The following is a 17500-nucleotide window of genomic DNA, read 5'->3' as shown; positions in this document are numbered from 1 at the left end:
CGTTTCCTGGTCTGGGCGACTGTCGTTCAGTCCGTCATCCGGCCGCTTCGGCCTCGCGCAGCGATCTCGGCGTCATGTCGGTCCACAGTTCCTCGATCCTGCGCAGGCACTCCTCCCGCGGCGCGGGCTCCCCGACGCTCCGCCAGCCCTGGGGAACATCGTGGTAGGTGGGCCAAACCGAGTACTGCTCCTCGTGGTTGACGACCACGTGGAACCGGTCCTCGTGCTGATCCTGGTGCATCATTCCTCCTTCTCGTGCTCGCGGACAACGACAGGGGGCAATCCGTGGCGGGCCACGCCCGCGCGGTGCAGCCGCCGCAGCAGGGGGTCCCTGATCCGCCCCCGCTGGTAGTGGGAACGGAACAGCCGGTCGTAGGTGCCGAACCAGCTCCGGCGCTCGTGCAGGAACAGCACGTCGTGCGGGGCCATCCGGCGGATCGCGAGCACCCCGATCGGGGCGCGGGAGACCCTGAACACGGGGTTGCGCACGGCCCGTTCGTCGCAGTGCGGGTGGAACTGGCCGATCATCAGCCCGTCCGCGACGGCCTTGTCCTTCAGGGCCACGTACTCGTGGTCCAGGGTGCGCCACCCCTCGGGCCCGGTGTCGGGGAGCGCGACCACCCGGCTCTCCAGCGAGGTGCCGGAGTTCGCGACCGGCCGGGCGACCCGTACGAAGTCCCGCATCTCCTCCTCCAGGGCGCGGTGCAGCAGTTCGCCGTCGCTGCCGTCGATCTCGTACCGGAGGCTGAACTGCACCGCGTGGTCGCCGAGGGCGGGCGGCACGAACGGACAGACGGGTCCGCGGCGCCCGATCTCCGGGTGGGGGCTACCGACATAGCCGCGCAGCCAGTCGTCGATCCGGGCGAGGTCACGGTCGACCCGTTCCCTGGGCTGGGGCGGCAGCACCCGGATCCAGGGGCCGTCGGTACGGGCGGGGGCGCCGTCCGCCGAGGGTAAGGAGCCGGTCATGCCGGGCCCCCGACCGGGCGGTGGCCGGGTCCGCCGGAGGCGGCGCGGCGGGCGTCGTCGACCAGCGCGCACAGCTCCGCGTAGGTGCCGGCGGCGTACACGTCGGCGAACTCCAGGGCGACCCCGAGGGCGTCCTGCACGTCCTGGACCAGTCTGATCATGCCGACGGACGTGCCGCCGTCCGCGAAGAAGTTGGAGTCCGCCTCGGGCGGCAGTCCGGCATGGCGCTCCCAGGACCCGGCGACGACCTCCGTCGCCGTGCGGCCGGCGCTCATGCTCCCCCACCCCCGGCGGTGTGCGGGAGGAAGCGCGCCCGGGGGTGCGGGTGGGGCGCGAGGGCGATGGTCGGGCGCAGTCCGGTGCCGTCCGGGGGGACGTCCACGTCGAGGATGCCGTGGCCGAGGATCACGGCGCTCGCCAACTGGGCTTCGAGCAGCGAGAACTGGCGGCCCAGGCACTGGTGCGGGCCGGCACCGAAGGGGAAGTACTGCTGGGACGGCGGGCGTTCGCCGAGGAAGCGCTCGGGGCGGAACTCCTCGGGCGCGTCCCAGAGTGCGGCGGAGCGGTGGATGGCCCAAGTGCTGGACATGACGACGTCGTCCACCTCGAGGCGGATCCCGGCCGCTTCGAGCGGTGCGTCGATCCGGCGGAACAGCGCCCAGGCCGGTGGGTGGAGCCGTAGCGACTCCTCCACCACGGCGCGGGTGTACGGGAGGGTCCCGGCCGGCAGGGAGGGCCGGCCGGACAGGTGCCGCAGGTCCTCGGCGCGGACCTCGGCGAGGGCGCGCTCGCGGGTGGCGGGGTGAGCCGCCAGGTTGTGGAAGATCCAGGTCAGCAGGGTGCCCATGGTCTCCACGCCGGCGACGAACACGGACAGCAGTTCCTCCCGCAGGGCCTGGCCGCTGTCCGCCTCCTGCCCGTCCTCGCGCAGGGCGGTGGCGAGGTCGGCCAGGAGCCCGCGGCCGGTGACGGGGCAGGTGAGGCGCGCGGCGCGGTCGTCGATGAAGTCGACCAGGACCTGCCGGTCGGCGGCGAACCGGTCGTGGTCGCTCTCCGCGACCTTGTCGGGGTCGAAGAGCCGGGTGTCGAGGTAGCCGACGGCGGCGTGCAGGGCGGCGGTCAGTTCGGCCAGTTCGGCCTCGGCGAGGTCGGGTTCGACGAGCCGGAGGATGATCTCGATGCTGAGCTGCTGAAGCGTTTCGGCCAGGTCGATGTCCCGGCCCGCGGCAGGCACGAGCCGGCGCTTCACGAAGTCCTCGGTCGCCTCGATCACGAGGCCGTGCAGCTCGGCCACGGCGCGGGCGGCGAACATCGGGCGCAGCAGGCCACGGCGGCGGCGCCACTGCTCGCCCGAGGTGACCACGAAGAGGCCGGCGCCGACCAGTTGCCGGAGCAGCTCGCGGTGGTTGCGGGAGCCGTGGGCCAGGGCCGCGGCGGCGAGTTCGGGTTCGGAGGTGACGATGAGGCGGTTCTTCTCCTCGGACCGGATGACGCAGACGGTCCCCTCCTCGTGCAGCCGCATCATCATGTCGAGCGGGCTGGTCCTGATCTGGTGGTTGAAGCCCTCGGTGTCCAGGGAGCTGAGGGTGAGGTCGGCCATGTCAGCCACGCTCCGATCCGGCGTCCGTGCGCTTGTCCGTGCCCGTGCCGGTGCCCGTGTCCTTGTCCTCGGTCAGGTCGAAGATCTGGCCGGAGTGGTCGTCCATGACCCAGCCCTCCTCCGTGCGCACCGAGGTGCGGGACTTCTCCGCGTAGCCGGTCTCGTCGTGCTGGAAGTGCCAGGCGTAGGGCGGGCGGAGCAGCCGCCGTTCCACGGGCGTCCACTCCGCGTCGGGCAGGTCGGACGGCACCGGGGCCGGTGAGCTGTGCTGCACCATGCCGGCGGTGTAGCGGCAGAAGACGACCCGGCGTTCGAAGTCGGCGACCCAGGGCCAGCTGCCGTGCGTCGCGGTGTCGGCGAAGAGCACGACGGTGCCGGCCTTCACGGGCACCCGGCTGACCCAGTCCCCGACCTTCTCCCAGGTCTGGAAGTCCTCCGGGGGCGGGAAGTTGGACTTGTGGCTGCCGGGGACGACGGCGAAGCCGCCCTGGTCGGCGAGGGCGTCGGTGAGGCAGAAGGCCGCGATCAGATGGCCGCCGTAGATGCGTCCGTCCCGTACCTGGTAGGTCAGCGGCGGGTACTCCCACGGGGTGTTGCCGTTGTGCAGGATCAGCGCCCCCGCGCCCTGGCGCGCGTAGAGGACCTGGCCCTCGTCGTAGCGCAGGTCGGGGCCGAGGAGTTCCTCCAGATAGGGCAGGACCGCCGGATGGCTGATCAGATTCCGGACCGGCCGTGCGGTGGTGTGCAGCGGACCGGCGTTGACGAGGTACGGGTTGTAGCGCTTGAGGAGCGGGTAGCCGAGCTTGTTCTCCCCCTCCCACACCCCGTGGTGGTCGAGGGCCGTGTTGACGTCGGCGACCTCCTGCGGGTCGAGGGCGTCCGGCAGCACCAGGTAGCCGCGGAGGTCGAAGAGGTACTTCTCTTCCTCGTTCATGTCATTCCTCAATCCTCGTGACGGTGGGGGCCGCGGCGGTCCAGTCCTCGACCGCGGCGGCGAGCGCGGTCAGTTCGGTACAAAGTTCGGCGAGGCCGAACAGGCGGGCGCAGCCGGAGAGCACCAGGCGGCAGCCGCCGTCGGGCCGTGGATGCACATGGAGGACCAGGTCGAGGTCCGACCAGTGCTCCGGTACGGCTTCGCCGGGCGGGGTGTCGTCGACGACCGGGGCGTCGCCGGGGCCTTCGTGGACGATCAGGCCGACGGAGCAGACCGGCGGGCGCAGCGACTCGTCGACGGGGTCGGTGAGTTCGGCGATCCGCAGCAGCGGCAGATCGGCGTGGTCGAGCGCGGCGAGCAGCGCGGAGTGCGCGCCGGCCGGGTCGCCGGCGGGTACGGCCACGGGGAGCAGGTCCACGGTGCGGCCGACCAGCCGCGCCTCGGTGAGCACCGAGCGGTGGGCGACGGGCAGGCCGATCACGGCGGTACCCCGACCGGGGTCGCCCCCGGCCCGGGCCACGGTCCGGGCGAGCGCCGCCAGGTACACGGCGGTGGGCGTGATGCCCGCGTTCCGGCAGGCCTCCGCGAGGGCGGTCCGGGCGGCCGCCGGGACCTCCCGCTGGGCGCCGTGGTTGCGGAAGTCGCGGCCCGCCGGCCGCCGGGCGGCGAACGGGTCGGCCGCCGCCCCGGCCAGGGTGAGCGTCCAGTAGTGCTCCAGTTCGGCGCTTCTGGCGTGCCGGCGCTCCCGCCGGGCTCGGAGGTAACCGCTGTACCGGGGGGCGGGTTCCGGCAGGGGCTCGCCGGCCAGGAGGGCAAGGAGTTCCTCGCCGAGGATGCCGACGGAGGCTCCGTCGCCCCGGTTGCGGGCGAGTCGGAGGATCAGATGCCGGATCGTGCCGTCCGCCCCGGTCAGCAGGGTCGCCTGCAGGCCGGGGGCGCCGTTCGGCACGCTCCGGTCGGCCACTCCCGGCTGCCAGTGCGCGCGTTCGGGCGGTTCGGGCAGGGCCTCGCTGACGCAGGGCCGCCAGTCCGGCTCCGCCGGTGCGCCGGGGAGCGGGGCGAGGGCCTCGTGGCGGTCCACGAGAAGGCGTACGGCCTTCTCGGCCTCGTCCGGGCCGACCGGGCGCGGCAGCGCGAGCAGGGAGGAGATCGGCGGGGTGAGGCGGCCGAGGACCTGTTCCTGCCGGAGCACCTGGAGCTGTTCCGTGCCGGGCCGTCCGGCGGGTTCAGGTTCCGGATCGCCGGAGCCGGCGGGCGGGGCGGGCGGGTGCAGCAGCCGGGTCACGGCCGCGGCGAGGTCCGCGGCCCTGGGGTTGCCGAGCACGGTGCGCACCGGCACCTCGGTCCCCAGCCGCCGGGTCAGTTCGGCGGCGACGCGGGCCCCGCCGAGCGAGGCCCCGCCCAGTTCGTACAGGTCGTCGTCGGGGGTGGCGACGGGCAGGTCCAGGACGGTCGCGAAGGCCTCCAGGACGGCGGTGGTCACGGGGTCCGCGGGCCGGGTGCCGGACCGCGGGGCCGGCTGCCGGACCCGGGCGAGCTCCGCCAGGGCCCGGCGGTCCGCCTTTCCGTTGGCCGTGAGCGGCAGGGCCGGCAGGACCCGGATCTCGGCGGGCACCATGTGCGCGGGCAGGTGCTCCGCGAGGTGGGCCCGGACCGCCCGCGCGTCGGGCGTGCCCGTGACGAAGGCGACCAGCCGGCTGACGCGTGCGCCGGTGACGACGGCCGCGGCCCCGTCCACGCCGTCGACCGAACGGAGCCACCGGTCGACCTCTTCGAGCTCCACCCGGTGGCCGCGGACCTTCACCTGGTGGTCGGCCCGGCCGAGGAAGGCGAGGCTGCCGTCGGCGTTCCGGCGGACCCGGTCACCGGTGCGGTACATGCGGGCCCCGGGCGGGCCGGCCGGCTCGGGCAGGAAGCGGTCCGCCGTCTCGGCCGGGCGGCCGGCGTAGCCGCGGGCGACTCCGGCGCCGCCGACGTAGAGCTCGCCCGGTGCTCCGGTGGGGACCGGGCGCAGGGCGGCGTCGAGGACGTACAGCCGGACGCCGGTGAGGGGGAGCCCGAGCGGCACGGTGCCGCTGCCGGTCCCGGCGGTGCGGCAGGCGTGGGAGCTGGCGTCGATGCAGATCTCCGACGGACCGTACTGGTTGTGCAACCTGCCCCGTCCGAGGCGCAGATAGCGCTCGGCCTGGGCGGTGGGCAGGGCCTCGCCGCCGCAGAAGACCACCCGGGCCGGAAGCCGGCGGAGGTCGTCGTCGGTGAGGGCGGCGAGGAGCGAGGGAACCAGGTCGACCACGGTCGCGGAGTGCGCGAGGGCCGCGTCCACGAGGTCGCCGGGGCGGGCGCCGGAGTCGATGTCGGGGAAGACCACGGCGGCTCCGGAGACGAGCGGGCCGAAGCACTGCCAGAAGGACGGGTCGAAGGCCAGCGGAATGGTCTGGAGCACCCGGTCGGGTGCGGCGAGCCCGAAGGTGTCGCGCCGCCAGGCGAGTTCATTGGCCAGGGCCCCGTGGGGCACCTGGACGCACTTGGGCGCGCCCGTGGTACCGGAGGTGAACACCGCGTAGGCGAGATCGCCTGGGCGGACCGGAACGGCCGGGCCGGGGCACGGGGCAGGCCGGGCGGCGGGGTCCCCGGCCGTCCCGGCGCTCTTGGTGCTCTCGGCGCTCTCGGCGCTCTCGGCGAGCTCCCGCAGCGTGAGTACGGTCATGCCGGGCAGCTCCGGGAGTCCGGGCCGGTCCGGCGTGCCGCTCGCGCCGTCCGCGTCCGCGTGCACGAGGAAGCGGACGCCGGCCCCGAGCAGCATCTCCCGCAGCCGGGCCGGGGGTTCGCCCGCCCGCACGGGCAGGGTCCAGCCGCCGAGCCGCCAGACGGCGAGGGTCAGGGCCAGGTAGTCGGCACCGGGCGGGGTGCGCAGGGCCACGGAGGCTCCGTGCCGTACCCCGGCCGCGTGCAGGCCCGCGGCCAGCCTTTCGGCCCGGTCGGCCAGTCGCCGGTAGCTCGTCCGCCGTCCCGTCGCGTCCACGACGGCGACGGCGTCCGGGGTGCGCTCGGCCCAGCGGGCGAACGCCTCGTACGGCAACGGGACTTCGGGGGCCGGCGGCGTGGCGCCGAGCACCGCCGCGGTGAGCGCCCGGTCCTCGTCCGCTCTGAGGTCGGCGGTGGCCAGCGGGCCGTCGGGCGCGGCGAGGACCGCCCGAAGGCAGCGCAGGTAGGAGTGGGCGAGGCGGTTGAGCCCGTCTCCGGTGTACCGCTCGGGCGATCCGGTGAGCCGGAGCGTCATCCGGCCGCTCCCGGCTTCGAGCTGGACCGTCAGATCGCCCTGGCTGCCCCGGACCCTGATGGGTACCGGCGTCACGGTCAGCGGCCCGCACGGACCCGGCGGGTCGATCTCGCCGGTGAACACGAACGTGACGGCGGGCATGTCGACGCCCGTGCCGGGCGCCAGCGGCGGCACCGGGTGGGCGGCGCCCTCCAGGAGGGCCTCCATCGTCCGCTCCGCAAGCTCGGCGAAGGCCAGGCCCGGGCCGACGCGCAGCACCAGCGGCAGGGTCGAGACGAAGGCGCCGAAGGCGCGGTCGAAGCGCTCGATCGTCCGGTTGGCGGTGGGCACGCCGACGGGCACGGCACGGACGCCGGTGAGCAGGTGCCAGGTCGCGGCGAACGCGGCGAGCCACACCGCGTGCGGTGTGCTCTCGGTGCGCCGGGCCAGGGCGTGGACGGCCCGGGCGAGGTCCTCCGGCAGCTCCAGCTCGGCGTCGGGCTCCGCTTCGCCGGCCGCGGGGGCGGTGTCGCGGGCGAAGGGCAGGTCGGGCCGGTCGATGAGGCCCGCGTGCTGCCGCTGCCAGTGGGCGGCGTACCGGGCCAGCTCCGCCGTGCCCTCCGGACCGTGCTCCCAGTGGACGTAGTCCAGGTGCTGCGCCCGGTCCTCCGGTCCGGGCAGGACGGGCGCGCCCTCGGTCCGGTAGGCGGAGAGGAGTTCGCCGATGAGGACGTTCAGCGACCAGCCGTCGCAGACCGCGTGGTGCAGGGTGAGCACGAGGACGTGTTCCTCGGGCGCGAGGACCAGCAGCAGGGCCCGTACATAGGGCGGGTGCTCGTAGGCGAAGGCCCGTCCGGCCTCCGCGTCCAGGGCTTCGGCGAGGGCGGTGGGGCCGCCGGGCACCGGCCGGATCTCCAGCGGGATGCCGGCCGGGCGGTCGAACCGCTGCCGCGGTGTTCCGCCCTCCTGGACGATACGGGCGCGCAGGCTGAGGTGCCGTTCGGCGAGCAGCCGCAGGCAGGACCGCAGCCGCTCGGTGTCGAGCGGTCCGGTGAACCTCAGGGCGAGGGGCACGGTGTAGGCCGGCGAGCCGGCCGGGGCGGACTGCTCCGCGAGCCACATGCGGTACTGGGTGAGCGACAGCGGGTGGCTTCCGGAGGCTTCCGTCCCGGTCGGTCGCGGGGGCGCGGACGGCTCCGGGGCCGACGGCGTTCCCGGACCCGGGCCGGCCCGCCGGCCGGCCAGCCGGGCCGCGAGCGCGGCGCGTTGGGCCGGGGTGAGCCGGTCCAGCGGGGAGGCGGTCATCGGTCCTCCTGGGACTCGCCGAGGATCTGCTCGACGAGCAGCCGCTCGGCCAGGGCGATGTGGGAGTCGAGGGTGCGGGCCTTCAAGAGGTCGCGTACGGACACGTCGACGCCGAGGGCGCGGCCCATGGCCCGGGCGAGCCGGGCCGTGGCGAGGGAGTCGCCGCCCAGGTCGAAGAAGTCGGCCTCGGCGGGCAGCGGGACCTCGCCGAGCTGCCCGCGCCACAGCTCCCGCACGATGTCGGCGGGCTCGGCCGGCTCGGCGGGCGGGCCGGACTCGGCCGCCGGGCCGGCGGTGTCGGGGGTGGTGTCCGGCCCGCCGTCCCACGGGGCGGCCGGCTGCGCGGGGGCCGGCTGCGCGGGGGCCGGCCGTGGCCACCGCGGGCCGCGGAACGGGTAGCCGGGCAGCCGGACCCGGCGGCCGCTCGGCACGAGGCGGGTGAGGTCCACGGGCAGGCCCGCGCCCCAGAGTTCGCCGAGCGCGGCGAGCACCTGCCCCGGGTCGTGGTCGGCGGAGCCGGCCGGGCAGAGCGGTACGGAGGGGATCCCGGCCGTTTCGGCGAAGGCGCTGAGCACCCGGCCGGGCCCGACCTCCACGGCCCGGGCGCCGGGGAAGGCGGCCCGCACGGCCGCGAGGGCCCGGTCGAAGCGCACCGGGCTGCGCGCGGAGTCCGCGAAGTATCCGGCGTCCACCCGGCCCCCCGGACGCACCGGGGTTCCGTCGGCGGCGCGGATCCAGGCGAGCTCGGCCGGACCGGTCGTCACCTCGGCGAGGGCGGTGCGCAGTCCGGCGGCGGCCGGTTCGACGAGGGCGCTGTGGAAGGCCCGGTCGGTGCGCAGGACGCGGGCCGGCACCCGGTCCGCGATCCGCTCGTGGAAGGCCCGTACGGCCTCGGGGGTGCCCGCCAGGACGGTGTCGGTGCCGGTGTTGACCGCGGCCACGCCCAGGTCGGCGGAGTGCTCGGAGACCAGTCGCAGCGCCTCCGGTTCGGAGCAGGCCAGCGAGACCATGGCTCCCGGCGCGCAGTCCTGCATGAGGGTGCCCCGGTGCTCCACGAGCCGGACGGCGGTGTCGAGGGACAGGGTGCCGGCCAGACAGGCGGCGACGAGCTCGCCGAGGCTGTGGCCCAGCAGGGCGGCCGGGGTGAGACCGGTCCGCCGGAGCGCGGTCGCGGCGGCGTACTCGACGGCGAACAGCGCGGGCTGGGCCAGCCTCGTCTCCGTCAGCCGCTCGCGGGGGAACTCCGGGTCGTGCAGGGCCCGTTCGACGTCCTTCGCGGTGTCCGGGGCGAGCGCGTCCAGGCAGCTGTCCAGGGCCTGGCCGAAGCCCGGGAGCGCCGCCTCGAAGGGCAGCGCCATCCCGGGGACCTGGGTGCCCTGGCCGGGGAGGAGCAGGACGAGCGGGGTGTCGGTGCGGGCCGCCACCGTGGTGTGCGGTGCGGCGGGGTCGGCGAGCCGGGCGGCGAGCTCGGCCCGGGTGGAACCGACCGTGGTGAAGCGGTGGGCGAGGACCGCCCGGCCTGCGAGGGTCGCGCCGATGTCGGCGAGGGCGGCCGGCTCCTCGTCGGGGGCGCCGGGGCCGGTGGCCGTGAGATGGTCCGCGAGCCGCTTCCTCATCCGTACGAGGGCGTCCTCGTCGGCGGCGGACAGCACGATCAGCTGCCGGCCCGGCCGGCCTTCCCGCGCGGCCGGTGCCGGCGGTGCGGGCGGTGGTGCCTGCTCGACGACGAGGTGGACGTTGGTGCCGCCGACCCCGAAGGCGCTGACGGCGGCCCGCCGGGGCTCCGGCCCCTGCCAGGGCTCGGCCGTCCGGGGCAGCCGGAGCGGTGAACCCTCCTGCTCGAGGAGCGGGTTGGGGGCGTCGAGGCCCGGGACGGCGGGCACCCGGCCGTGGCGCAGCACCAGGAGCGCCTTGACGAGGCCGGCCAGGCCGGCGGCTGCGTCGAGATGGCCGGTCGCCCCCTTCAGGGCACCGACGGCGATCGTGCCCGGGGCGGATCCGAGGGAGCGGTAGGCGGTCGAGGCCGCCTCCCATTCGATGGGGTCGCCGATCAGGGTGCCGGTGCCGTGGGACTCCAGGTATCCGATGGAGGACGCGTCGACGTCGGCCGCCGCGACGGCCGAGCGGATCACCCGCTCCTGCCCCTGGAGCGACGGGGCGAGGAAGCCGGCCTTGGTGCTGCCGTCGTTGTTCACCGCGGAGCCGAGGATCACCCCGTGCGGGGGCGGTTGCCCGCCCTCCGTGTCCTCCAGGCGGCGCAGCACGACCGCTACGGCGCCCGCGCCGCTCAGGGTGCCGTCGGCGGCCGCGTCGAAGGGGCGGCACCGGCCGGCCGCGGACATCACGCCGCCCGGGAGGTGCAGATGGCCGGTCTGGGCTCCGGCCACGGACGCGGCGAGGACCAGGGCCTGGTCGCACTCGCCGTTGTTGAGGGCCTGGGCGGCGAGGTGGACCGCGACCAGGGAGGAGGAGCAGGCGGTCAGCACGCTCAGGGCGGGGCCGGTGAGACCGAGCCGGTAGGCGATGCGGGTGGCCAGGAAGTCGCGTTCGTTGGCGAGGACGGCCTCCTCCTGCTCCGGGGGCTCCAGGTCCCCCGCCGCGAGCAGGTCGCGCAGGTGGTCGCTGCGGCCGGCCGAGGCGTACACCCCGGTGCGCAGCGGGTCCCCGGCGCCGAAGGGGTGGCCGGCGTCCTCCAGGGCCGTCCACGCGCATTCGAGGAGCAGCCGCTGCTGCGGGTCGAGCAGCCGCGCCTCGCGGGGGCTGATCCCGAAGAAGGCGTGGTCGAAGCGGTCCGCGTCGTCGAGGCGCCCGTACACGGGGACGTGGTGCGGGTCGTCGGCGCGGTCGGCGGGGAGGCCCGCCGCGAGGAGTTCCGCCCGTTCGAGGCGGCGGGTGAGGACGCGGCCGGCGAGCACCGCCTCCCAGAGTTCCGGGATGCCGGCGGCTCCGGGGAACCGGCCCGCCATGCCGGTGACGGCGATGTCCAGCGAGCGGTCACGACTCATCGGTCTGCCTCCTCGGTACGGCGGTCGCGGAGCCGGCGGGCGGCCGCCGCGCGGTGCGCGCGGCGGGTCGCGCCGGCGGCCGCTTCGGTGTCGGGTGCGGTGTCCGCTCCGGTGTCCGGGGCGGGGGCGGCTCCCCCGTCCCGTACGGGTGCGGTGCCCGGGTCCGCTCCCCCGCCGGCCTCCGCCGCGCGTTCGGCGAGCCGGGCGGCGGTGTCCGCGACGGTGGCGTGGCGGAACAGGTCGAGGACGGTGAGGCGGACGCCGGTCCGCCGGTGCAGGGCTTCCTGGAGGGCGGGGACCAGGAGCGAATGTCCGCCGAGATCGAAGAAGTTCACGTCGTCCGGCACATCGGCGACGCCGAGCACCTCGCTCCAGGCGCCGGCGACCTCCGCGTGCCGGGCGGGTCCTGTCCTGTTCCGGTCGGCCGCCACCGGGGCCGGCGCCGGGGCGGCCGCCCGCTCCCGCAGCTCACGGCGGTCGACCTTGCCGTTGGCCGTACGGGGCAGCCGGTCCACGACGTGCACGGCGGCCGGCACCAGGTGGCCCGGCAGGGTCGCCGCGAGCGCCCTGCGGACCTGGTCCGGCGCGGGCGGACGGCCGGTCAGGAAGGCCACCAGGGTGACCGCGTCGCGCGCCACCACGGCCGCGTCCTCGACGCCGTCGAGGGCACGGAGCACCTCCTCGACCTCGCCGGGCTGGATCCGGTGACCCCGCACCTTGATCTGGTCGTCGGTCCGCCCGAGGAAGACCAGCGTGCCGTCCTCGCCGCGGCGGACGCGGTCACCGGTGCGGTACATCCGCGCCCCCGGCCCGGCGGCGAAGGGGTCGGGCAGGAAGGCCGCGGCGGTGGCGGCGGCCCGGCCGAGATAGCCCCGGGCCACCCCCGGCCCCCCGACGTGGAGTTCGCCCGGGGCGCCCGGCGGTACGGGGCGCAGCGCGTGGTCCAGGACGTACAGGCGGTAGCCGGGCACGGGGCCGCCGATGCCGGCCGGTCCGGGCGCGTGGTAGCGCCGGTAGCTGGACCACACCGCGGCCTCGGTGGGCCCGTACTCATTGACCAGCGGCACGCCGGGGAGCAGGGCGAAGTGCTGCTCCTGGAGCCGGTCCGGCAGCGGTTCGCCCGCCACGACCACTTCGCGGAGGCTGCGGAGCGGGCCGGCGCCGGTGTGCCGGGCGGTGCGCAGCAGTACGGCGTGCAGCGAGGGCACGCACAGCAGACGGGTCACCTGGTGCCGCTCGACGAGTCCGATCAGCCGCTCGGGGTCGCGCACCTCGTCGTCGTCGGCCACCACGAGCCGGCCGCCGGCGGTGAGGGTTCCCCACAGGCCCGCGGCCGAGGAGTCGAAGGCGAGCGGGGACACGAGCAGGAACACGGGCCGGCCGGGGTAGACCGCGCGGCGGGCGTCGGTCGAGGCGGCGAGGGAGCCGTGCTCGACGACCACGCCCTTGGGTTCGCCGGTGGAGCCGGAGGTGTAGATGACATAGGCCTGGTCCCGGGCGCGCAGGGCGGCGGGCACGGGGCGGTCGCCTACGGAGACCGCGTCGCGGTCACGGTCCGGGGCAGGGTCGACCACCGTGGCCCCGAGGCGGCGGGCCCGCGCCGCGCAGTCGCCGGTGGCGAGGACGGCGGCGGCCCCGCTGTCGTGCAGGGCCCTGGTGATCCGGGCGTCGGGGTGGCCGGGGTCGAGCGGCACATAGGCGGCGCCGGCGAACACCGCGCCGAGGACGGCCACCGCCATGTCGGCGCCGCGGCGGGCCAGGACCGCCACCCGGTCGCCGCGGCGCACTCCCGCCGCGGCGAGGCGGGCCGCCGCGGCGAGGGCGGCGGAACGCAGCGTGCCGTACGTGAGGGTGTGCTCGCCCGAGACGACGGCGACCCGGTCCGGCTCCCGGAGCGCGATGCCGGCCACCAGGCCGCCGACGAGACCGCCGCCGGGTCCGGACGGCTCCGCGCCGTCACCTGGCCCGAGCTCTCCGGCAGCGGCCGTGAGGGGCTCGGCGGCGGGGCGGGCCGAGTCCGTGGCGAGCCGCAGCAGCGCCTCGTACACCTGGTCGGCGATCCGCGCGGCCTGGCTCCGGCGCCAGCGGTCGGTCCGGCAGTTGACGGTGAGCCGGCCGCCGTCGGCGGTCTGGCGGAGCATGACCTCCAGGTCGTACTTGGCGACCGTGCCGGGGATGTCGACCGGCTCCCAGGCGCGGTCGGACGCGGTGCCGCCGTCGGCCGGGAGCAGCGGCTCGTAGTCGACGAGGACCTGGAACAGGGGCGCCGCGCCCGGCTCGGAGCGCAGTCCCAGGTGGCGCACCAGCTCGTTGAACGGCAGCCGGCGGTGGTCGTGGGCGCGCAGCAGCGCCTCGTGCGTCGTGCCGATCAGCGCGTCACCGGTGAGGCCGGGGCCGAAACGCAGCCGTACGGGCACCGGGTTGACGAACAGGCCCACGACGTCGTCGAAGCCGGGCGGGCGCACGTCCATGGAGGTGCCGACCAGCACGTCCCCCGCGGCGCCGTGGCGGTCGGCGGTCAGCGCGAACGCGGCCATGGCCAGGACCAGCGGGGTGGTCCGGCGGGCGCGGGCGGTCTCCTGGAGGAGTTTCCAGGCGGCGCCGTCCAGGGTGCGGTGCACGGCGGTGCCCCGGGTGTCGCGCAGGCCGGGTTCCGGGGCGCCGAGGTCGATCGGGGGCGCCGTGGACACCCGGTCGAGCTCGCCGGCCCAGAACTCCCGGGCCCGGTCGGCCTCCGCGGCCGCCGGCTCGCCGGCCTCGGTGTACCGGTGGCCGGGGACGGGCGGCACGGTTCCGGCGAGCGCGGAGATGAGCCGTGCGTTGATCAGCTGGATGGAGTGCCGGTCGAGGACGAGGTGATGGGCCGTGAAGAGCAGGACCTGCCCGGCGCCCGGCGCGCTCAGCGTCTCAAGCCGGATCAGCGGCTCGCCGAGGGGGTCGAAGGCGCGGTCGGCCGCCGCGGCGAGCGCGCCGTCGAGCTCGTCCGGACCGAGGGTCCGCCGGTGCACGGGGAAGTCCTCGACGGGCCACTCGGCGCGTACGGGCCGGCCGTCGGTCTCGGTGACGCGCAGCCGCAGTTCGGGGTGGGCCGTCACGACCTCGCGCCAGGCCCGCTCCAGCGCCTCCGGCTCCGGCTCCGTCGCCGGGCGGAGCGCCCAGAAGACGGTGAACTCGTTGCTTCCCGGAGCGGCCCGGTGCGCAAGCAGGAGGCGCCGCTGGGCGTCGGAGAGCCCGGGCGTCGGGGCGGGCGGGGCGGCCGGGGCCGCGCCGGCGGCGGCGTGCGGGGACGGCGTTCGCGGGGCGGCGTCCGGTCGGGGGTCCGGCGCCGCCGTGTTGCGCAGCTGGTGCCGCAGGCCGAACGGGGTGGGGTCGCGGAGGAAGGAGGCGAGGTCGATCTCCGCCGCGCAGAGGCGGTTGAGGGCGGCGACCACCCGGGCCGCGTCCAGGGAACTCCCGCCGCATTCGAAGAAGTTGTCGTCCTCGGACGCGGGCGGCAGACCGGTCGACTCCGACCACAGCCGGGCGACCGGATCGGCCCCGTTCCCGGCGCCGGTGGCGTCCGCCGGCTCGGTGACGGGTTGCGGCAGCGCCTGTTCGTCGAGCTTGCCGTTGGGGGTCATCGGGAACGCGGTGACCACGGTGACGTGGGTCGGTACGGCGGCGGGCGGCAGCTGCTCGGCGGCGACGGCCCGGATCCGCCGGACGGCGGGCGGGTCCGCGGGGTCCTCGGGGACGACGTACGCCCGCAGGCCGGAGGGGTGCGCCGCCGCGCCGCGGGCCACATAGGCGTCGCGCACCCCGGGGGCGCGCCGCAGCACGTCCTCCACCTCGTACGGGTCCACCCGCTGGCCGCGCACCTTCAGCTGGTGGTCCACGCGCCGCAGATAGTCAAGGCGTCCCCCATCGGTCAGCCGCACCCGGTCGCCGGTGCGGTACATCCGCGCGCCCGGCTCGCCGCTGAAGGGGTCCGGCAGGAAGCGGTCCGCGGTGAGGCCGGGTTTGCCGAGATAGCCCCGGCTGACCTGGGGTCCGCCGATGTAGAGCTCGCCCGCGACGCCGGGCGGGACCGGGCGCAGGCCGGGGCCGAGGACATAGGCGGAGGTTCCCGCGACGGGGCCGCCGATGCTGGGTGTGTCCCGCTCCGCGAAGTCGCAGGCGGTGACGACGATCGTCTCGGTCGGCCCGTACGAGTTGGTGGCGCGCACTCCGAGCCGGCGCAGCAGCTCCCAGGTGCCCTGGTCGACGGCCTCACCGGCCAGTTCGATCTCGGTACGGGTCCGGGCGAGGGTCTCCTCGAAGCCGAACTGGCGCATCGCGCCGAGCATCGACGGCGTGATGCTGAGGAACTCCACCCGCCGGCGCTCGGTCCAGGAGACGAGTGCCTGCGGGTCGCGGTAGACGGCGTCCTCGGCCATCACCAGGCAGCAGCCGCGGAACAGGTAGAGGAGTTGGTGGAAGAAGACGTCGAAGGAGACGGCGCAGGTCAGGCCGATCCGGGAGATGCCGAGACCGGCGGGCTGGGCCTCGAACATGGTGGCAAGCACGCCCTGGTCGACCATGACGCCCTTGGGCTGCCCGGTGGTTCCCGAGGTGTGGATGACATACGCCAGGGCGCGGGGGTGGTACGGGGCCGGGCCGGCGGGGGGTTCCTCGCCGGGGGCGGGCGGCCGGGTGTCCGGCTCCGGGGCGAGCTCCACCACATCCGGGTGGCCGGGCAGCCGGTGGTGCAGGCCGGGACTGCGGAGCAGCACGCGGGCCCGGCTGTCGGCGACCACGTGCGCGAGGCGGGAGTCGGGGTGCAGGGGGTCCAGCAGCACGACATGGCCGCCGAGCCGCCAGACGGCGAGGACCGCGGCCACGAGGGGGGTGCCGCGCTCGGCGAGGACGGCTACGGGGAGGCCCGGTCCGGCCCCGTGGCCGGCGAGGGTGGCGGCAAGGCGGGTCACGGCGTGGCCGAGTTCGCCGAAGGTGGCGGTCGTGTTCCGGTCGGCGACGGCCGGGCGGTCGGGCGCGGTGCGGACCAGTTCCGCGAAGCGGTCCATCAGCGGCCGGGCCGGGCGCTGCCGCGGGGGTGCGAGGAGGAGCGAGGACTCCGGTTCCCCGTGCGCTTCCGTGCCGGGGTCGGCGGCGTCGGCCAGGGCGAGGGTCTGCTCGGGGTCGCGGGCGATCCGCAGCAGGATCCGGCGATAGGTGTGGAGCAGGCGGGCGGCGCCCTCCTCGGTGGTGCCGCCGGCGGCCCGGAGGGTGAGGACGACGGCCCCCGCGTCGGGCCGGAGATGCAGGTCGATCTCCAGGTCGAAGCGGGCGAGCCGGCCGGCGTCGTCGTCCAGCGGGACGACGTCGACGCCGGGCAGTGCGGGGTCCGGCAGACGGCCGTGGGCCTGGAAGCAGACGGTGGTTCCGGTGGTCGCGGGGTCGAAGAGCTCGGAGGCCTCCCGGATCGGCTCCGCCGAGTGGGTCAGCGCCTCCGTCACCGTGCGGCGGACGCCCTCGACCAGGTCGGCGCCCGAGTCCCCGGGCGCCCAGCGCAGGCGCAGTGGCACCATCCGGGCGAGGCAGGCGACCAGTTGCATGGTCTCCGGAGTCCGCGCGGCGAACGGGGTGGCCACCATGGCGTCGTGGGCGCTGCCGTGGACGGCGAGCGTCGCGTAGAGCGCGGCCAGGCCGATCAGGTGCGGGGTGGCCCGCAGTCCGCGGGCGGCGGCGCGGACGAGTGCGGTCTCCTCCGGGGCGAGCGGCAGGCGCAGCACGTCGGCCCGGCAGGTGCGCGGCCCGGCGGCGGGCGGCAGGGTCTCGGGCCAGCGGGCCTCGGCCAGGTGTGCCGGCCAGTAGCCGCTCGCGGGGGCGGCCTGGGCCGGGGGCGGCGGCAGGGGGGCCGGGGAGAGGGCGGCCGGCGGTGTGTCGGCGTCGTCGAGCGACTCGGCGTACCGGGCGCCGATCTCGCCGATCAGGGTCTCCAGGGCCACCCCGTCGCAGGCCACGTGGTGGACGAGCAGGGAGAGCAGATGGTGCCGGGGGCCGCGGCGCAACAGGCCCACCCGGACCGGGCAGTCGCGGGACAGGTCGAAGCGGTGGGCGCCGGCCCGCCGCTGCCACCCGGTGACCTCGGCGTCCACGGCTGCCTTGCCGTCCTCGCCGTCCTCGTACCCGTGGGGCGTGTCGAGGTGCTCGACGTGCCAGGCGGGCACCGCTTCACCGGCCGTCCAGGTCGGTACGTCCCCTTCCGCCAGGCGGCGGGCGAAGACCGGGTGGCGTCCCACCACGTGCTCCACCGCCGTGCGCAGCCGGCCCACGTCGAGCGGACCGCGCAGTTCCCACAGCCGGTGCAGGTTGAAGGCCTCGGGCTCCTTCTCGCTGATGAGCCAGATGCCGAACTCGGGCGGGGTGAGCGGGATGCGGGCCGCGTCGGCCTCGGGCATGGATCGTCC

Annotated in this window: 8 protein-coding genes; all 8 read right to left on the bottom strand. The window is 76.1% G+C overall.

Going from position 1 to position 17500, the window contains the following annotated elements:
* Positions 1-34: 34 nt before the first annotated feature.
* The 8 genes from JAO84_RS34200 to JAO84_RS34165 are packed head-to-tail and all read right to left on the bottom strand — an operon-like array spanning position 35 to position 17491.
* Positions 35-241 carry an MbtH family protein gene (locus JAO84_RS34200; protein ID WP_370416335.1) on the bottom strand — a complete coding sequence of 69 codons (207 nt, stop codon included), beginning with the start codon at positions 239-241 and terminating at the stop codon, positions 35-37.
* On the bottom strand, positions 241-969 hold the full coding sequence (locus JAO84_RS34195; RefSeq protein ID WP_370416334.1) for a DUF6875 domain-containing protein: 729 nt from the start codon (positions 967-969) through the stop codon (positions 241-243). The genes JAO84_RS34200 and JAO84_RS34195 overlap by 1 nt, the downstream gene beginning before the upstream one ends.
* The gene (locus JAO84_RS34190; RefSeq protein ID WP_370416333.1) at positions 966-1244 is read right to left on the bottom strand and encodes an acyl carrier protein; all 279 of its coding nucleotides are present in this window, start codon (positions 1242-1244) and stop codon (positions 966-968) included. The genes JAO84_RS34195 and JAO84_RS34190 overlap by 4 nt, the downstream gene beginning before the upstream one ends.
* A complete protein-coding gene (locus JAO84_RS34185) occupies positions 1241-2569 on the bottom strand; it encodes a cytochrome P450 (protein ID WP_370416332.1) in 1329 nt (442 codons plus the stop codon). The genes JAO84_RS34190 and JAO84_RS34185 overlap by 4 nt, the downstream gene beginning before the upstream one ends.
* A 1-nt stretch (position 2570) precedes the next feature.
* Positions 2571-3503 (bottom strand): phytanoyl-CoA dioxygenase family protein, encoded by a 933-nt coding sequence (locus JAO84_RS34180; RefSeq protein ID WP_370416331.1) that lies wholly within the window; start codon positions 3501-3503, stop codon positions 2571-2573.
* 1 nt (position 3504) lies between these two features.
* Positions 3505-8067, bottom strand: a complete 4563-nt coding sequence (locus JAO84_RS34175) for an amino acid adenylation domain-containing protein (protein WP_370416330.1) — start codon at positions 8065-8067, stop codon at positions 3505-3507.
* Entirely contained in the window at positions 8064-11072 is a 3009-nt protein-coding gene (locus JAO84_RS34170) for a type I polyketide synthase (protein WP_370416329.1), read from the bottom strand. Before JAO84_RS34170 ends, JAO84_RS34175 begins: the two co-directional genes overlap by 4 nt.
* Complete coding sequence (locus JAO84_RS34165) at positions 11069-17491, bottom strand: amino acid adenylation domain-containing protein (protein ID WP_370416328.1); 6423 nt, start codon at positions 17489-17491, stop codon at positions 11069-11071. Before JAO84_RS34165 ends, JAO84_RS34170 begins: the two co-directional genes overlap by 4 nt.
* Positions 17492-17500 lie beyond the last annotated feature (9 nt).

It is taken from the genome of Streptomyces fradiae, assembly GCF_041270065.1.
In the GTDB taxonomy this organism is placed as follows: domain Bacteria; phylum Actinomycetota; class Actinomycetes; order Streptomycetales; family Streptomycetaceae; genus Streptomyces.
Note: the sequence above shows the minus strand (reverse complement) of the source record. Positions and strands in the feature narration are given on the sequence as shown.